This window comes from Carboxylicivirga marina (assembly GCF_016612505.1).
GTDB lineage: Bacteria > Bacteroidota > Bacteroidia > Bacteroidales > Marinilabiliaceae > Carboxylicivirga > Carboxylicivirga marina.
Genome location: NZ_JAENRR010000023.1, coordinates 55,753 through 72,544, shown reverse-complemented (window position 1 = coordinate 72,544; position 16,792 = coordinate 55,753). Strand labels below are relative to the sequence as shown.

17 protein-coding genes are annotated in these 16,792 nt (G+C 38.1%); 3 read left to right on the top strand and 14 right to left on the bottom strand.

Annotation, left to right across the window (positions count from 1 at the left end):
- Nucleotides 1–257 precede the first annotated feature (257 nt).
- From JIV24_RS11235 to JIV24_RS11210, 6 genes are all read right to left on the bottom strand, one after another.
- A complete protein-coding gene (locus JIV24_RS11235) occupies nucleotides 258–728 on the bottom strand; it encodes a hypothetical protein (protein ID WP_200465133.1) in 471 nt (156 codons plus the stop codon).
- Nucleotides 729–824: 96 nt separating this feature from the next.
- A complete protein-coding gene (gene hisB, locus JIV24_RS11230; protein WP_200465132.1) occupies nucleotides 825–1,952 on the bottom strand; it encodes a bifunctional histidinol-phosphatase/imidazoleglycerol-phosphate dehydratase HisB in 1,128 nt (375 codons plus the stop codon).
- A 79-nt stretch (nucleotides 1,953–2,031) separates the two neighbouring features.
- Nucleotides 2,032–3,069 (bottom strand): histidinol-phosphate transaminase, encoded by a 1,038-nt coding sequence (hisC, locus tag JIV24_RS11225; protein WP_200465131.1) that lies wholly within the window; start codon nucleotides 3,067–3,069, stop codon nucleotides 2,032–2,034.
- A 73-nt stretch (nucleotides 3,070–3,142) separates the two neighbouring features.
- Nucleotides 3,143–4,432 carry a histidinol dehydrogenase gene (gene hisD / locus JIV24_RS11220; protein ID WP_200465130.1) on the bottom strand — a complete coding sequence of 430 codons (1,290 nt, stop codon included), beginning with the start codon at nucleotides 4,430–4,432 and terminating at the stop codon, nucleotides 3,143–3,145.
- A gap of 94 nt (nucleotides 4,433–4,526) precedes the next feature.
- Nucleotides 4,527–5,564, bottom strand: coding sequence for an ATP phosphoribosyltransferase (hisG, locus tag JIV24_RS11215; protein ID WP_234445796.1), 1,038 nt, complete (start codon nucleotides 5,562–5,564; stop codon nucleotides 4,527–4,529).
- Nucleotides 5,565–5,891: 327 nt separating this feature from the next.
- Nucleotides 5,892–6,185 carry a bacteriohemerythrin gene (locus JIV24_RS11210; protein ID WP_234445795.1) on the bottom strand — a complete coding sequence of 98 codons (294 nt, stop codon included), beginning with the start codon at nucleotides 6,183–6,185 and terminating at the stop codon, nucleotides 5,892–5,894.
- 217 nt (nucleotides 6,186–6,402) lie between these two features.
- Between JIV24_RS11210 and JIV24_RS11205 the strand changes: the two genes are divergently transcribed.
- Nucleotides 6,403–7,131: a CDP-alcohol phosphatidyltransferase family protein gene (locus JIV24_RS11205; protein WP_200465129.1), complete on the top strand. Its 729-nt coding sequence runs from the start codon at nucleotides 6,403–6,405 to the stop codon at nucleotides 7,129–7,131.
- Nucleotides 7,132–7,187: 56 nt separating this feature from the next.
- Here JIV24_RS11205 and JIV24_RS22645 read toward each other — a convergent pair whose 3' ends face one another.
- Genes JIV24_RS22645 through JIV24_RS11190 form a run of 4 tightly spaced genes read right to left on the bottom strand, consistent with a single transcriptional unit; the run spans nucleotide 7,188 to nucleotide 10,294 of the window.
- The gene (locus JIV24_RS22645) at nucleotides 7,188–7,322 is read right to left on the bottom strand and encodes a hypothetical protein (protein ID WP_262896398.1); all 135 of its coding nucleotides are present in this window, start codon (nucleotides 7,320–7,322) and stop codon (nucleotides 7,188–7,190) included.
- 11 nt (nucleotides 7,323–7,333) lie between these two features.
- Nucleotides 7,334–8,470 carry a cytochrome d ubiquinol oxidase subunit II gene (gene cydB / locus JIV24_RS11200; protein WP_200465128.1) on the bottom strand — a complete coding sequence of 379 codons (1,137 nt, stop codon included), beginning with the start codon at nucleotides 8,468–8,470 and terminating at the stop codon, nucleotides 7,334–7,336.
- On the bottom strand, nucleotides 8,470–10,065 hold the full coding sequence (locus JIV24_RS11195) for a cytochrome ubiquinol oxidase subunit I (RefSeq protein ID WP_200465127.1): 1,596 nt from the start codon (nucleotides 10,063–10,065) through the stop codon (nucleotides 8,470–8,472). The genes cydB and JIV24_RS11195 overlap by 1 nt, the downstream gene beginning before the upstream one ends.
- Nucleotides 10,066–10,081: 16 nt before the next feature.
- On the bottom strand, nucleotides 10,082–10,294 hold the full coding sequence (locus JIV24_RS11190) for a DUF4492 domain-containing protein (protein WP_200465126.1): 213 nt from the start codon (nucleotides 10,292–10,294) through the stop codon (nucleotides 10,082–10,084).
- A gap of 462 nt (nucleotides 10,295–10,756) precedes the next feature.
- On the opposite strand from JIV24_RS11190, the gene JIV24_RS11185 reads away from it, so the two are divergent.
- Nucleotides 10,757–11,260 carry a sigma-70 family RNA polymerase sigma factor gene (locus tag JIV24_RS11185; RefSeq protein ID WP_200465125.1) on the top strand — a complete coding sequence of 168 codons (504 nt, stop codon included), beginning with the start codon at nucleotides 10,757–10,759 and terminating at the stop codon, nucleotides 11,258–11,260.
- Between the two features lie 73 nt (nucleotides 11,261–11,333).
- On the opposite strand, the gene JIV24_RS11180 is transcribed toward JIV24_RS11185, so the two are convergent.
- Complete coding sequence (locus tag JIV24_RS11180; RefSeq protein WP_200465124.1) at nucleotides 11,334–13,382, bottom strand: hypothetical protein; 2,049 nt, start codon at nucleotides 13,380–13,382, stop codon at nucleotides 11,334–11,336.
- 105 nt (nucleotides 13,383–13,487) lie between these two features.
- Complete coding sequence (locus JIV24_RS11175) at nucleotides 13,488–14,924, bottom strand: MATE family efflux transporter (protein ID WP_200465123.1); 1,437 nt, start codon at nucleotides 14,922–14,924, stop codon at nucleotides 13,488–13,490.
- Nucleotides 14,925–15,285: 361 nt separating this feature from the next.
- On the opposite strand from JIV24_RS11175, the gene JIV24_RS11170 reads away from it, so the two are divergent.
- Complete coding sequence (locus tag JIV24_RS11170) at nucleotides 15,286–15,618, top strand: hypothetical protein (protein WP_200465122.1); 333 nt, start codon at nucleotides 15,286–15,288, stop codon at nucleotides 15,616–15,618.
- On the opposite strand, the gene JIV24_RS11165 is transcribed toward JIV24_RS11170, so the two are convergent.
- Nucleotides 15,619–16,158: an HD domain-containing protein gene (locus tag JIV24_RS11165; protein WP_200465121.1), complete on the bottom strand. Its 540-nt coding sequence runs from the start codon at nucleotides 16,156–16,158 to the stop codon at nucleotides 15,619–15,621.
- Between the two features lies 1 nt (nucleotide 16,159).
- Entirely contained in the window at nucleotides 16,160–16,753 is a 594-nt protein-coding gene (hisIE, locus tag JIV24_RS11160; protein ID WP_200465120.1) for a bifunctional phosphoribosyl-AMP cyclohydrolase/phosphoribosyl-ATP diphosphatase HisIE, read from the bottom strand.
- Nucleotides 16,754–16,792 lie beyond the last annotated feature (39 nt).

Sequence of the window (16,792 nt, the reverse complement as noted above, 5' to 3'; positions counted from 1 at the left end):
ACCAAAAAATTGCATTGGAAAGCGCTAAACATCATTGCTTTTTGCATTATTCTTCTTAGACAACTTTAAACAACTTCCATTAATATGAAGCTAGATATCATTGACATTTAATCACATATTGCTCAACATTAATTGTCATGTCAAAGATATCTCATCGTATATTGACGGCATCTCTATAGATATATCACATAGGAGCAGATACAACAAAAGGACATGTTGCCATGTCCTTTTTACTTTAATAACGGTATGCTATATCTTTATTCAGCTATAGCTGTTCTTTTACGCCCAGGAAAACGAGCTGATAGCTCCTCTACTTTTTCTTTGGCTCCCGGATGTCCCATCTTGGCGGCATTCTTCATCAGGCTATAAACCATTAATGCTGTTTTATAAGCCTCGCTGCCTGCCAGGGCATAGGAATCGTCAATGGCCGAGTTAATGGCTTTTACCTGGTATTCAAACGAACGAAGCATTTCAATGGCATTTACATCACTCTCAAAAGCCTGCTGCTCAATAAAGGAACTTAACAAACCATTTTCCTGACGTGATATTTCGAGTGCTTTTTCAACAAAGGCCACCGATTTATCACCCATAATCAATAAATCACGTTTGTCGCCTTTATTTAAAACAGCCAACTTAGGCATTAGTACATTGTTTAAATCCGCTAAGGCTTGCTTAATGGTTGCTTTCTCTTCATCGGTTAACTGTAGGTCAAAAGTGTTTTCTTGCATTGTTTAAAATTTAAATAGTTAATAATTACACCAGTAAATTAAACAATACACTTCATACTATCTCAAACTTTTTATATGATAAGTATCATCTTGACTTTACAACATTTCTTTTGTACTGGGCAAACGATTATTGTACGGGTCTTTACGAATGGCCGCTTTAATTGCCTTAGCTAAAGCTTTAAAGATACCTTCTATTTTATGGTGTTCATTTCGGCCTTCGGCTTTGATATTCAAGTTACAGGCAGCCGCATCAGCGAAACTCTTGAAGAAATGATAGAACATTTCGGTAGGCATATCGCCAATCATCTCTCGCTTAAAGTCAGCTTCCCATACTAACCATGAGCGTCCACCAAAGTCCAGGGCCACTTGTGCCAGACAATCGTCCATAGGTAAGTAAAAACCATATCGCTCAATGCCTCGTTTATCGCCCAAGGCTTTTTTAATGGCTTCACCCAAAACGATGGCCGTATCTTCAATGGTATGATGCTCGTCTACCTGCAGATCGCCATCTACTATAATGGTTAAATCACAACCTGAGTGACGACCAATCTGCTCTAGCATATGGTCAAAAAAGTTGAGACCAGTATCTATGTTACAGATTCCTTTTCCATCCAGATTGATATCGACCTTAATCTTGGTTTCAGCTGTATTGCGTTCAATGCTTGCAGAGCGTTCAGTCGAAAATAAGAAATTGGCAATAGCACTCCAGCTGGTTGATGCCAGCGCACAAGCTTCAGTCAAAGATGATTGTGTCAACTCAGAAGCTGCAGCTTGCTCTTCTTTTAGAAAAATAGCTTTACATCCCAGGTTACTGGCTAACTCAACATCGGTAATCCGGTCGCCCAACACAAAAGAATTGGCCAAATCGTAATCGCCATCAATATATTTGCTTAACAGACCTGTTCGTGGTTTACGCGTTGGGGCATTATCCTCGGGAAACGAACGATCAATCAATATATCAGAGAAGGTTATCCCCTCGTTTTCTAAAGCCTTAAGCATCTTGTTTTGAGCAGGCCAAAAAGTATCCTCGGGAAAGGAATCAGTGCCAAGTCCATCCTGATTGGTCACCATCACCAGTTCAAAATCCAACAAATCAACCACCTTCGATAAATTCTGAAATACACCCGGATAAAATTCCAATTTCTCCAAACTATCGACCTGAAAATCTACAGGAGGTTCCAGAATTAGCGTTCCGTCGCGATCTATAAAGAGTATTTTTTTCATTTTAATAAGTATCAAGATGAAGTATCAAGTATTAAGATGATTAAAAACTGCATACAATCTTAAGGCCTGATACATATGTCTATTTTTCAAACATCGTTAATGCCTCCAATAACAAGCTATTCTCAGCAGGCTGACCAATGGTAACTCTTAAACAACCCTCGCACAACGAAACCGACGAACGATCGCGAATGATTATCTGTTTGCTCACCAGGAAGTCATACACAGCTTTTGGTTCATTGACCTTTATCAATAAATAATTCGCATCAGATGGATATACTTTTGCAACAAAACTTAAGTCGGCTAATGCGACCTGCATATTATCGCGCTCAGCCAATAATTGACTCACCCAATATTGTTTGTTGCTTTCATTGTCTAATAGCTCCAAGGCTTTTTCTTGTGTGAGAACATTGATATTATAAGGGTACTTGATATTACTCAACACCTCAACAATATCACTTGATGCAAAGGCCATTCCCAAGCGAATACCCGCCATGCCCCAAGCCTTCGAAAAGGTTTGTAAGATAACCAGGTTAGAATAATCAGACAATTTGGACAACAAGCTTTTCTCCGGAGCAAAATCGATATATGCCTCGTCGAGCACAACTATTCCATCAAAACGTCTGAGCAAATCCAAAATATCTACTTTCCTAAAGCAATTACCAGTAGGATTGTTGGGTGAGCAAATAAACAGCAGCTTCGTATTATCATCACAAGCTCTTAGCAAGCCCTCAACGTCCAACTCAAATTCGTCAGTCAGCAATACCCGGCGAACCTCTACATTATTAATATCTGCCGCTACCTGGTACATGCCGTATGTTGGATCGATAGACACCACATTATCGATGCCCGGCTCGCAAAATGCGCGAAAGAGTAGATCAATAGGCTCATCGCTGCCATTTCCCAGAAATATATTTGTATCTGATACGCTTTTAAATTCAGAGATTTTCTGTTTCACCTTTCGCTGATATGGATCGGGATAACGGTTATATGGCTGATTAAAAGGATTCTCATTGGCATCCAGAAAAACAGCTGCTTCGCCAGTGTACTCGTCACGCGCTGACGAGTATGGCTTGAGGTTCTTAATATTGGGTCGTATGAGTTGATTAAGTGGTTTCATTGTTTAAGTATCTATATTAAAGCATCAATTCCAAGACTATTTATAAGCTGTAAATCATGTAGTGCCTGATGTCTTAACTATTATTCATTTTCTTTAAGCGGATAGACACTGCATTTTTATGCGCCATTAATTGCTCAGCCTCTGCCATTACTTCAATGGATGGACCAAGCTTAGCCAAACCAAATGCACTAATTTTCTGATAGGTTATCTTCTTGGTATAACTATCGAGATTAACACCGCTAAATGCATTGGCATAACCATGCGTTGGTAAAGTGTGATTGGTTCCTGAGGCATAATCACCAGCACTCTCAGGCGAGTAGTTGCCCAAAAATACAGAACCGGCATTTACCACCTTATTAGCTAATTCCTCATCATTGCGCATGGAGATGATTAAGTGTTCCGGGGCATAATCATTACACATCTCTAGCATTTCATCAGTACTTTTGAGTACAATCAAACGACTATTATCAAGTGCTTTAGCGGCTATTTCCTGTCGTGGCAGTTCCGCCAATTGCGTTTCAACTTCCTGCTCCACCTCAACCAGCAAACTTTCTTTATCTGTCACAAAAATCACTTGCGAATCAGCGCCATGCTCAGCCTGCGACAATAAGTCAGATGCAATAAAAGCAGCATCAGCACTATCATCGGCCAGTACCATCACTTCCGAAGGCCCGGCTGGCATATCAATGGCCACATCTTTTAAGCTTACCAACTGCTTGGCAGCTGTTACAAATCGATTACCTGGTCCGAATATTTTCGAAACAGAAGGCACCGACTCACTCCCGTAAGCCATGGCACCAATTGCCTGAATACCACCTAACTTAAAAATACGATTAACACCCACCAGTGATGCAGCATACAGAATAGCAGGATTTACCTTTCCACTTTTATCTGCCGGCGTACATAAAACCACTTCGTTACAGCCTGCAATCTTTGCCGGAATGCCTAACATCAGGACAGTAGAAAACAAAGGTGCCGTTCCACCAGGAATGTATAAACCAACCGTTTCGATGGCGATAGATTTTTGCCAGCATTTAACGCCTGGCATGGTTTCCACTACCTCTTTGTTAACTTTTTGCGCTATGTGAAATGTTTCAATATTTTGTTTGGCAACTAGAATCGCATTCTTGAGGTCACTACTAACTTGCATGCAAGCGTCATCAATTTCGGCCTGCGATACTTCAAGATTTGTTAACTCAACACCATCAAACAAACGGGTATACTTTTTAAGAGCAGGATCTCCGTTGCGTTTCACATCTTCCAAAACACCACGTGCTGTATCATAAACATCTTCCAAGCCATTGTCGGGGCGTTCCAACAACTTTTGCCATTCTTCTTTTGGGGGATAAAGTACTTTTTGCATCTTTTTAATATTAGCTGATAGCTTCTGGCTGCTAGCTTTTAGCTATTCCCATTCAAGGGAAATTACACATTGAAATTGTCTTAGACCTTGGGTTTTATAGAATCATTTTCTCAATAGGAACAACGAGTAAACCTTCGGCACCTAGCGCTTTGAGTTGTCCAATAATCTCCCAAAACTTTTTCTCCTTAATCACCGAGTGTACTGAACTCCATCCACTTTCGGCCAATGGTAAAACAGTTGGGCTTTTCATGCCTGGTAGTATTTTAACAATCTCATCTATCTTATCGTTCGGCACATTCATTAAAATGTATTTGTTTGAATTAGCAGCCATTACAGATTCGATTCTAAAAAGCATCTCATCTAACAGTGCCTGCTTCTCTGGTGAAAGATTAGCACCAGCTACTAACAAGGCCTCTGACTTCATCACCACTTCTACTTCTTTCAGGCGATTGGCTACAAGCGTACTTCCCGAACTTACGATATCAAATATACCTTCGGCCAAGCCAATGCCAGGTGCAATCTCAACCGAACCAGCAATCTCGTGAATTTCGGCATTAACCTTCTGCTCTTTAAAATACTTTTCTAAAATAACCGGATATGAAGTAGCCACTTTCTTTCCTTCAAAGAATTGCAGTCCTGTATAATCTTCAGCCTTAGGTATGGCCAATGATAAGCGGCACTTACTAAAACCTAAGCGTTTGGCAATTTTCAACTCAAATCCTTTTTCGGCCATTTCGTTTTCACCAACAATCCCTATGTCAGCTACATCATCGGCTACTGTTTGTGGTATATCATCATCGCGTAAAAACAATACCTCAATTGGAAAATTAGGAGATGAAGCCACCAGTTTTCCACTTCCAACATTAAACTTTATGCCGGCTTCTTTCATTAATTTCATTGAGTCTTCGTTTAAACGACCTTTCTTCTGCAGAGCAATTCTTAACTTAGTTTCCATGTTATGTTTGTTTATTAATTTATAGCTAAAAAAAGGCTTACCCATTATGGATAAGCCTTGTAAGTTGTCAATTTCAGATACCACAATCAGCTCATCCGGATGAATAAGTAATGATGATGGTGAATATGAAATTGTAATGTTGTCATTGTCTATTTTAAATAAAAAAAGGCTTATCATTTCTGATAAGCCTTTGTTGATATTTTATTTTTTACACATCAAGCACCGCCTACCAGTTTTGGAAGTTATAATGATGATGGTGATGTATAAAATTTGTCATGTCTTAATGTTTAATCCGATACAAATGTAGTGTCATTATTTACAATTACAAATATATTAGCAAATAAATCATATTAATTAAAAGTTAATTGACATATATCAGCTTTTGAAAGAGCGCTCAAATGCTGCATATTGCTGGTCAGAGCCTTTTATATGATTCACCAGCCAATCCTTCAAAAAATTAGTTACCTCAATGGATAAAATCAATTTTTCACCGCGCAGGCGTTCTTAGTAACTACTTACTTTAGCAACAAATGACTGATGCAATTCCTTGTGTTCAGACAAATTCGGGTAATTCATTCTAGCCATATATTCTTCTTCATTAGCGAAATGAGTTTTGGTATAATCAACCAGGCCAAGAATTAGCTCTTCAAGCCTCTTTTTAGGTGAATTGTCTTTAATCCCCTTATAAAAGTTATCAATCAGCGCAAATAGCTGTTTGTGCTCATTATCAATTACAGTGCTATTTACCGATAAATCATCTGTCCATATAATTTGTTCATTTTGTTTTTCAACAGTCAAAAATAAAACGAACGCTTAAAACACAAAATAAATAAGTAATGGATTACCTTTTTCTTTTACCAAATACGCCCTCACCACAATTAATGATAACATAGATATGATGAGTGTGAAATTTTGAATCCACTTTTGTTTGCTTTACTTTCGACAAACAATTCCAATTAATAAAAATTCGATTCTAGATAAGAAGTATAAGCCTGATATATTAAAACGTACAACAATGGAAATAAAGCAGCATATTCCTAATTTTTTAACCAGCCTAAATGTATTATGCGGTACATTAGCCATCTTTTTTGCCTTAAATGCCAGCATCGACCTATCCTTATGGCTGATTTTTGCCGGTGCATTATTTGATTTTAGCGATGGATTTGCCGCGAGAGCACTTAAGGCTTATAGCGAGATGGGAAAAGAGCTTGACTCACTGGCCGACTTAATTAGTTTTGGCGCTGCTCCGGCAGCTATTTGGTCAACAATCATAAAGTATCAATTAACTGGAAGCTATGATACAGACTTTTTTACTTTATCGTTGCCGCAACAGGTATTAACCTTATTGCCTTTTACAATGGTTGCTTTTGCAGCCCTTCGTCTGGCCAAATTCAATATTGACACGCGTCAAACAGAGAGCTTCCTGGGGTTAACCACTACCGCTACAGGGATTTTCACGGCTGCATTTGCCTATAAGTTTATAGAGACGCCGGATTGGTTTACATGGCTGTCACCAACATTCATTCTTATAATGATAGGCTTTTTCTGTGCGATGCTCATTAGTGAAGTACCAATGTTTTCGCTGAAGTTTAAAAACATGAAATGGGCTGAAAATAAGGAACGCTTTGTATTGTTATTTCTGGCAATTGTATTTATTGCATTGTTAGGTGTGGGAGGAATAGCTGCAGTTATTTTATATTATATACTTGTTTCAACAGCCAAATGGATACTTGGTATAAAATAAAAACTCATAATATTTAAATAAAAAACCCGGTGTTATTCGCACCGGGTTTTTTGTTTCTATTGATTATCTTTTTCTTCTTGCTTTTGGTTTAGTTTCTCAAATTTCTTGAGGCCAAATAACACTGAATAATAGCTCACCACAATTGTAAGTGGCAAAGCCAGATACCATAATATCTCATGTAAATATTTCATAATTCATCAAATTAATAAACGTGAACATCACCTGATTTCATCTCATCTTCATCAATTGGTTTATTATTCATGGCTTTCCAAACATACCAGATATAGCCAAAAACAAAAGGAACCATTAAGGACACGTAGCTCATAGCTGTTAAAGTAAAATGGCTCGAAGATGAATTTTCAATCGTTAACGAACTCTGCAAATCATAGGTCGAAGGGTAAAATGCCGTGTTGTTAAAGCCTGCAATCAAAAACATACTGAATACTGTTAATACAGTTCCAATTCCTGATGCCCAGATACCCTTTGTACAATCATTGCGCAAAATACTTGCTCCAATTCCTAATAAAACACCTACAACACCAAGTAGAAATAAAATCAACACTAAGGGCATAGCAAGTAAATTTCTGAAATATTTATAGGGTTCCATCAGAACTTCCTTAGTTTCTGGATTAACTGCGAAACCATCGCGTAGCATTAACCAAACCACAAAAGTCAAAAAGAAAACCAAAAATGGAATGGTATTGATAAGCAAATGCTTTTTAGCTCTGCGAAATACCTCATCGTGCTTAACACTATTCATAAAATACATTAGCCCAAGTACCCTCGCTAAAAAGAACACTGCTAATCCTAAAGATAGGTTATGCAGATTAAGCGCCGCCTCTAAGCCATGCGATTTTAATTCCCATTGCGACTGATTCATGTCATTGACCGAAAATGCCGAACCTGTAAAAAATGTTGCTACTGCTGTTCCAATCAGAATAGTACCTAATAAGCCATTAATTAATAAGAAGGTTTCATAGGTACGTGCTCCAAACACATTATTTGGTCGCGACCGAAACTCATAGGCGATGGCCTGTAGTACAAATGCAAACAAAATAGCCATCCAAACCCAGTAAGCACCTCCAAAGCTTGTACTATAGAATAAAGGGAACGAAGCGAAAAAAGCACCTCCGAATGTTACCAATGTTGTAAAAGTAAACTCCCATTTTCGTCCGAGTGTGTTTACCAATATGGTACGTTCCATGTTCGTTTTACCAATTGTATAAATCAATGTTTGCCCGCCTTGTACAAACATTAGAAAAACAAGTAAGGCAGCTAGTAGCGATACGATTATCCACCAGTATTGCTGTAAAGCTAAATGTGATAAATCTCCAAACATTACTTGTGCCCTCCTTCTTTAGGTCCGTTTTTAATTTGTTTTACCATTATCTTCACTTCGGCCACTGCCAATGCTACAAATGTGATTGTAAACAACCAGAACGTTATCATTACTGAACTAGTGTCTATCTTCGAAACTGCAGTCATAGTAGGCATTAGGTCCTGAATAACCCAAGGTTGACGACCTACTTCAGCAACAATCCAACCTGCCTGACTGGCTATGTATGCAAGAGGAATGGTCCACAATGCCGTATAAAGCACTACTTTGTTTGATTCCAGTTTTTTACGATAAATCAACCAAAGCACCACCATAAACAACAACATAAAGTGTCCGCCCAAAATTACCATTATGTGGAATGCATAGAATGATAAGGAGATAGGTGGTACTATTTTAAACGCATTTAGTTCAAGTTGCTCTGGATTAGGATCATAATAATTTCCATAGCCAAAATATCGGAAATAATTATCAAGCCATTCTTTATCATCGAATTTTGCCTTTAGTCGTGCGTGCTCAGCATCGTCATGCCCTTTTGCATCTTTAAAGGCTCTGAGCGTTTGTTGTGCTTCATAGCCACGCAATATCTTCTCTTTATATGACATGATATTGTATTCTTCATTACCAAGTACCAAATCTTTAATACCTGGTACAAAAGCATCTACTTTAAGAAAAGCCAGATATGATAACATGTTAGGAATCTCAATTTTCATTAAGAACTCCTGATCAGAACCACGATGCATAGGATCATCATGCTCTTTACCAAATAAACCGATTGCAATAAGGGGTGCCTGTGTTTGTCCTTCATAAAGAGATTCCATGGCCGCAAATTTCATCGGCTGTGTTTTCGCAACATCACGAGCAGACCCATCACCAGATGCCACTAGCATCACCGAAGAAACAAAACCAAAAATTGCAGCAATAACAATGCTTCGTTTTGCAAACAAAACATGTCTCTTCTTTAATAAAAACCAACTACTTATTCCAACGACAAAAACAGCGGCTAGCACGTAGCCCGATGTTGTCGTGTGCAAAAATTTTGTAACAGCACTAGGTGATAAGAAAACATCCCAAAAACTTTCCATCTCATTACGGGCTGTTTCCGGATTAAACCTCATACCTACCGGATTTTGCATCCAGGCATTTGCTACAAGTATCCATAATGCTGATAGATTAGCACCGGCAGCTGTTAGCCATGTAGCAGTCAGGTGAAACCTCTTACTCACTTTATCCCACCCAAAAAACATAACAGCTATAAAGGTACTTTCCATAAAGAAGGCCATTATACCTTCAATAGCTAAAGGTGCCCCAAAAATATCACCAACAAACCAGGAGTAATTTGACCAGTTGGTACCAAATTCGAATTCCAGAATAATGCCGGTAGCAACACCAATGGCAAAGTTAATCCCAAAGAGTTTCATCCAGAATTTTGTGATCCGCTTCCATTCCTGATCTCCGGTTTTAACATACATCGTCTCCATAAAGGCGATTATAAAACTGAGTCCCAAAGTAAGTGGAACAAACAACCAATGGAACATGGCTGTGAGTGCAAATTGAGCCCTCGACCAATTGACGAGCGACAAATCAATGTTCTCTAACATTTCTTAATATATGTGATTACTGACTAATTAATTCTTCGATGACATGATTGGCGCGCTCTTCATCAGTATCGTACCTGTTTTTAAGTGTATCCCTAAAAAAGAACAATCTTAAGATGGCAAACATAATGAACAGCTTCACTAAGATAATTACCCATAAAGTACGCGCCCAAGGTGAAAGACTTTTAAATCCCTCTAAATAAAACTCATAAATCTTTTTAAAAACTTTCATTCTTCTTCTAATCAACTTCTCTATTGCAAGAGCAAAATACTCACTTTTAGTAGAACAAAACACGATAAATGTCGCTTTTACCAAACAATAAATACAACCGATTAAGTCATTTAATTCTTTTCAATAAATGTGAAAAAAAATTAAATTTTTCACTTAACAATCATTTAAAACTGATTATTAATGAGTTAAATATTCAAATTAATCCTTACTAAATGGTTAAATGTGATTAATTGACCTCGAAATTCATTAAACAAATTTGGAAGTTAAAACGATTTTGTTCATCTTTACTTTGTATTTGAGTATTTAATTACCTCTTTGCCTTTTAATATTGAAATACAGAGAATCAGTTGCATTAAAGAACAATATTAACTAAATTATATCTGATTTTTAAAAATACAATTGTTGAACACCCGAATAATTGTGTCGAAAGAAATCAGAATTGTTAAACAAAAACCCAAAAAGATGACCGCAGAACAATTTAACCATCGATTATTGGGGCTTCAACAGAAAATGTTTAGCTATGCTCTTACATTAACGGCTAACGAAGAAGATGCCCACGATTTAGTACAAGAAACAAATTTCAGAGCCTTATCATCACGCGAAAAATTTGTGATGAACACCAACTTCTCGGCATGGATGCACACGATTATGCGCAATTCGTTTATTAACAATTATCGCAGAAAGTACAAAATGCGTCAGGCACCAATGTTGGTAGATGAAGTTAATTACCTCTCTAATAAGTATTACACGGTTGACACACCTGATGTGATTCACTACACTGGTGAAATAAGAACACAAATGGGTAAGCTTGAAGGTGAATTTAAACAGCCATTAACCATGCATATGGAAGGCTATAAATACAAAGAAATTGCTGAGCAGTTAGAAATGCCGATTGGTACAGTAAAAAGCCGCATTTTCTTTGGCAGAAAGAAACTACAAAAGATGATTGAATTAGCCATTGACTAATTCATCTACAATATTAAACCCATAAAAAAAGGTAAGCCGCATTGGCTTACCTTTTTTTTATCATGTTTTTTCTTTATTGTGAGATATTTGCGGCAGCTTTTCCCGCTTCCTCAATAATAGAAACGATTGAGATATCCTCCTTCAGGCTTTCCTGCATCCAGGCATTAGGTGTTATAGAACCTATTTTGAACAAACGTTCTACTTCAGGTGCAAAATCGGCTGTTTTTAAATATTGCTCAACCTGAAACTGAATCAGGTGACCAAAGGCATAATTCGACAAATAAATTGGGCTATTTATCATATGTGAATAAATCGCTAAAATAGGCTGGTCTTTAATACCAAATACCGGCGCATAAAATTCATTCCAAATATCAACAGCAATGTCTTCAACTGCTACTTTAAGTTGTTCTGCTGTAGCATCAGGATTTGCGTATAACCAAAGCCACATGCGTTGATCCAATAATGATACACCCATAATTTCGTATGTAGACCAGAAATTATCTAAAGTTTGTAAAGCGTCTTTCTCCGGATTATCATTCTTCATATCCAATAACTCCAAATCGCGTTTTTGGAAAATGAAAGCTAAAGCTTCAGTAAATGCAGTATTTGGAACTCCATTTAACATGTAGTAATCAACATCGTACAATGAAATTGTTTGCTCAACATTGTGCCCAAATTCATGAATTGCAATATTATAGCCTTTATAATCCATGCCCGAATCAGGAATTCTTGTTCGAAGATGAGCTGTTTCCCCTTTCATAGAAGCTCCCCAGGCATGACCAGAACCGCGTGCCGGATCAACATCAATACGATCAGATAAAAATTGAGCCTTCTCTTTAGTAAAACCAAGCTTCAAAAGTAAGTTTGCCAAATCATCATCCAAAGCCTTTGCATTTGGGTATCGTGTACGAGTAATCGTGTTTAAGGCATCCTCATCAATTGAGCTACGTGCTTTAAAGCCATCGTACCAAATATCCCAAGGCTTTAAATCGCGACCTAAACGTTTTTTAATTAACTCACCAACTTGCTTCAGTTCTTCGGAAGACATAAATTCCGTAAAGAGCTTTTCGGCATCGGCCTGAGTTATTTCCATACCTCCGGCAAAAGCGCGTTTAACAGCTGTATTTAATGGCGAAAACTCATCCATCTGACGCATAGCGTGAAAATTATTGATGATTTGCTGGTAACGATCATTTCCTTCATTCGTCAGTTCTACCGGCTGCCCATCTTTGAACGTTTGATTTGTTTCCGGGTTCCATTGATACTCTCCGCTATTAATCACTTTCTGCGGAATGGTTTGGTTAATGATACGCTTCATCACTTCATACACCATACCTTGTAATTGAACCCCATCTGCACCTTTGCTATAGTGTGATTTAATTTCATCGCGCAAGTTCCAGTGCGACAACAATACCATGTCTTCAGGAAAATAGGTTTTCATGTCATCATCAACCAATTGTCCCATATAGATATTGTAATTAGCAATATACATTTCAGAGGCAGAACTTATTTCAGAAACGTTCTGAAGAATCTCGGCTGGAACACGAGCAGTAAAGACATCGCCCATACGCGCATATGCCCATTCTTTGCGTGACCAGCTGGCAGCATTCTGCTCTTTTTCAGTTAGTGTATAATAGGGGAAATTTAAGGCTATGTTAAAAGCCAGTTTATTACGATACAAATCTGAAGTTAAATGCGAACCAGCACTAAAGCCACCAAAGGCTTTATCAATGTCAATTATATCGCCCATTGGCTCGTGAAGCGGACGTTGTAAGTCAAGGATAATCTTATTAAAGTGACCATACAAAATCTCCAGGTTTCGACTGACCTTATTAAACATGAGTTCTTTTTGCATTTCATCTGCAATAAAGTATGCCTCACAAAAAGCCTGAAACTCAGCTTCAGTACCATCTACATTACGCCATAGCGATGCAGCATGCTTTACGCCACGTGCCAATAAATCAGCATCGGCCACATTATGCATGTTTGTTAACTTGTCGATTGTCGCATCAACAGTAGCAGCTGTTATATTAGCTACTTCTTTTTGCTGTGTATTGCTATCTGAATTGTAGCAAGACGAAAAAATTATCGCCATAATCAGCAGTGTTAAATAATTTTTCATGTGATTTGATTTGAAAAGAACAGATTGTTTAGCCTCAAATCTATAAAAACCAGATGTATAATAACAGAACATTTGGCATAGTTTACCAAATGCTCTGTTTTAATTCTATATGGCCTCTTTCTTCCATCGACCTTTCTTAAACAAGTAGGCAGCCATTAATGTCATGCACGCTTCGGCAATTATTATGGCATAAAAAGCACCATCTTCTTTCAATCCTAAGTGCATGGCCATAAGGTAGGCCAATGGTATTTCAATCATCCAGAATGCCACAATATTGATGCGAGTTGGAGTTCGCGTATCTCCAGCTCCATTAAATGCTTGAGTCATCACCATACCAATACCATAAAATCCAAAACCATAAGCAACTATTCGCAGACACTTAATACCCGCATCAATGACAGCCTGGTCATCGCTAAAAAGCTGTACAAACCAATCGGGAAATATAATGAAGAGAAAACTCAAACTCACTAAAAATATCAGGTTGATACGCGCAACACCCCAAACAGCTTTTTCGGCGCGTTGAGATTGATTCGCTCCTAAATTCTGACCAACTAAAGTGGCGGCGGCATTACTTAAACCCCACGATGGAAGCAAGGAGAATATTATAATGCGGATACCAATGGTATATCCGGCTAATACCTCACTTCCAAAATTTGAGATGATGCGAACTAAAAATATCCAGCTTGAAGTGGCAATTAATGATTGAGCAATACCACCAAGTGATATTTTTACTAAATGCGTGATACGCATCCAATCAACACGTATCGCTAATCCGGATAGATTAACCCGACCATTACCTTTCCATAGAATGTACAATTGGTAAATGACCGCCAACCCTCTGCCAATATTGGTCGCAATGGCAGCACCTGCAACACCTAGTTCAGGGAATGGGCCAATACCAAAAATCAATAATGGATCGAGAATGATATTTAAACCGTTAGCAATCCACAACATACGCATAGCAATGGCCGCATCGCCTGCACCACGAAAAATAGCATTATTAATGAACAGGAGCATAATCACCACATTGCCTCCGAACATGATGGATGTATAAACCGATAATTCATCAACAATGGCAGGTGAAGCTCCCATGAGCCGCAATAAATCTTTGGCAAAAAAGACTCCGGGCACCGCAATAACCACCGAGATTACAAAACCTGTAATTATAGCCTGCATGGCCTCTTTGGAAGCTTCGCTTCTGTTTTTTTCGCCTATTCGCCTTGATACTAAAGCCGTGGTTGCCATACTCAAGCCAAAAGCAATGGCGTAAATTATAGTGAGTACACTTTCGGTGATTCCGACTGTTGCTACGGCATCAGCGCCTAATCGACCAACGAAATAGATGTCGACTACTGCAAATACCGATTCCATCACCATTTCTAAAACCATAGGAATAGCCAACAAAAAAACCGCCTTATTAAGTGGTATTTGTGTGTAATCCTGTGATGAACCAGCGAGGGCATCTTTAAAATCTTTCCAGATCGTACTCAATTGTTTCTTATTTATCTTTGATAATAGTATACTACTATTTTGCTTAGTCATCGTACTTTAATTTTTGTCGTAACCTAAACTTTGAACTGATTGTAAAACGATTAAATGATTTTACCGAATACGCGGGTGTGTTACAAACGCACACAATAGTTGGATAAACAGCTAGTGTCATCATAATGAATTCCTCCTTAGATAAATTGATAAATAAAAAATGAAATGAAATGAATTGATACAATGAGACGACCTTCTTAGAAGATATAGCAGACGCTATTGGTCGGATATGAATATATATTGCTCATTGTCATCATAATGATACAAAGTTGTGTTTAATAAACAACAAACACAAGTAGTTAGAATAAAAATTAAACAACTTTTAGTTACTTTGCTTCATTCAATATCAAAACCTAATAATATGCAAGACCAAAGTCGATTGATTTCCACAGTGAGCTATATCACCATTATTGGATGGATTATTGCTTTAATACTTCGTCAAAACGAGAACCCTAAAAGTGAATTAGGCTTGTTTCACCTGCGCCAATCATTTGGTATTATGGTGTTATCATTTGTAGCCTCATTTGCCAAAATTATATTGACAACTATATCATTGGGATTTATTGGCAATATTGTTGGGATATGCGTTTTTGCGCTTTGGTTGATTGGCTTAATTGGTGCCATTCAGGGTAAATTCAGCAAAGTGCCTTTTATAGGCGATTGGATTCAAGAAAATATGCGATTTGTAAGCTAATTACAAAAACAACCCACACCACTCTTCAAACTTCTGCGACTGATGCTCGCCATGTTTTCGCATTGACTTAATGATTTTATCAATGCTTTTGGCTTTAGTTAACTCACGACTTTTACTATAGAATTTATCAGCAAAACAAATGATTTGTTCTTCGATGGAAACAGGCACCATTTCGCGGTGTGGTATTGGAAGATTCTGCTGTTGAATATCTATAACGGAGAGGCCTGTACCTGTATGGCGCTCACAAACCAAACCATGTAAGGGGTAACCTTCCTTTTCAAGCAGTTCTCGCCCCAAATAACCATGGCAGATGTATGGATATGTTCCATTACAATGCAAATCGGGTGCCTTGGTCAAAAAGATGCCAATGTCGTGTAACATAGCAGCCTCAGACACAAATAAACCATCTGCATTGAGTTCCGGATGATTCGAAATAATATCCAGTGCCTTATCACGAACGGCTTTACTATGTTCGGTTAAGGTAACCCACAGAGGGCTACCTTCATCGTAATACTTATTAATTATACCAAGTGGATTCACTTTACTTATGTCGGCTTTTTAGTTCGCGAGCTAAATCCTCAATACGGTAGCCTTTGTGTGTTAACAATACTATCAAGTGATATAATAGATCAGCGCCTTCATACAAGAAGTTTTCGTCATCGTTGGCCATGGCTCCAATTACAGTTTCAATGGCTTCCTCGCCAACTTTTTGGGTGATGGTTCTTACACCTTTGGTAAATAGCTTGGTGGTGTATGAGCCTTCGGGCATTTCTTCTTTGCGCTTATCAATAAAATCCTGCAAGGTTTTTAAAAACTGTACATCATCCGCTTTATTCTCTTCACCCCAGCAAGTATCCGTGCCTTTGTGACAAGTTGGCCCAACAGGATTTACCTTAATCAATAAGGTATCATCGTCGCAATCGACAGCCATTGATACTACATTTAAAAAGTTACCAGACTCTTCTCCTTTGGTCCAAAGTCGTTGCTTTGTTCGCGAATAGAAAGTTACTTTTCTATCTAGCTTCGTCTTTTCATAGGCTTCTTCATTCATAAAACCTAGCATCAATACTTTATTGGTGGTGGCATCTTGTATGATGGCTGGAATTAGTTCGTTTCCTAGTTTTTGAAAATTCATGTTTTTAGCTATTAGAAGCTAGAGGCTAGAAACTAGCTC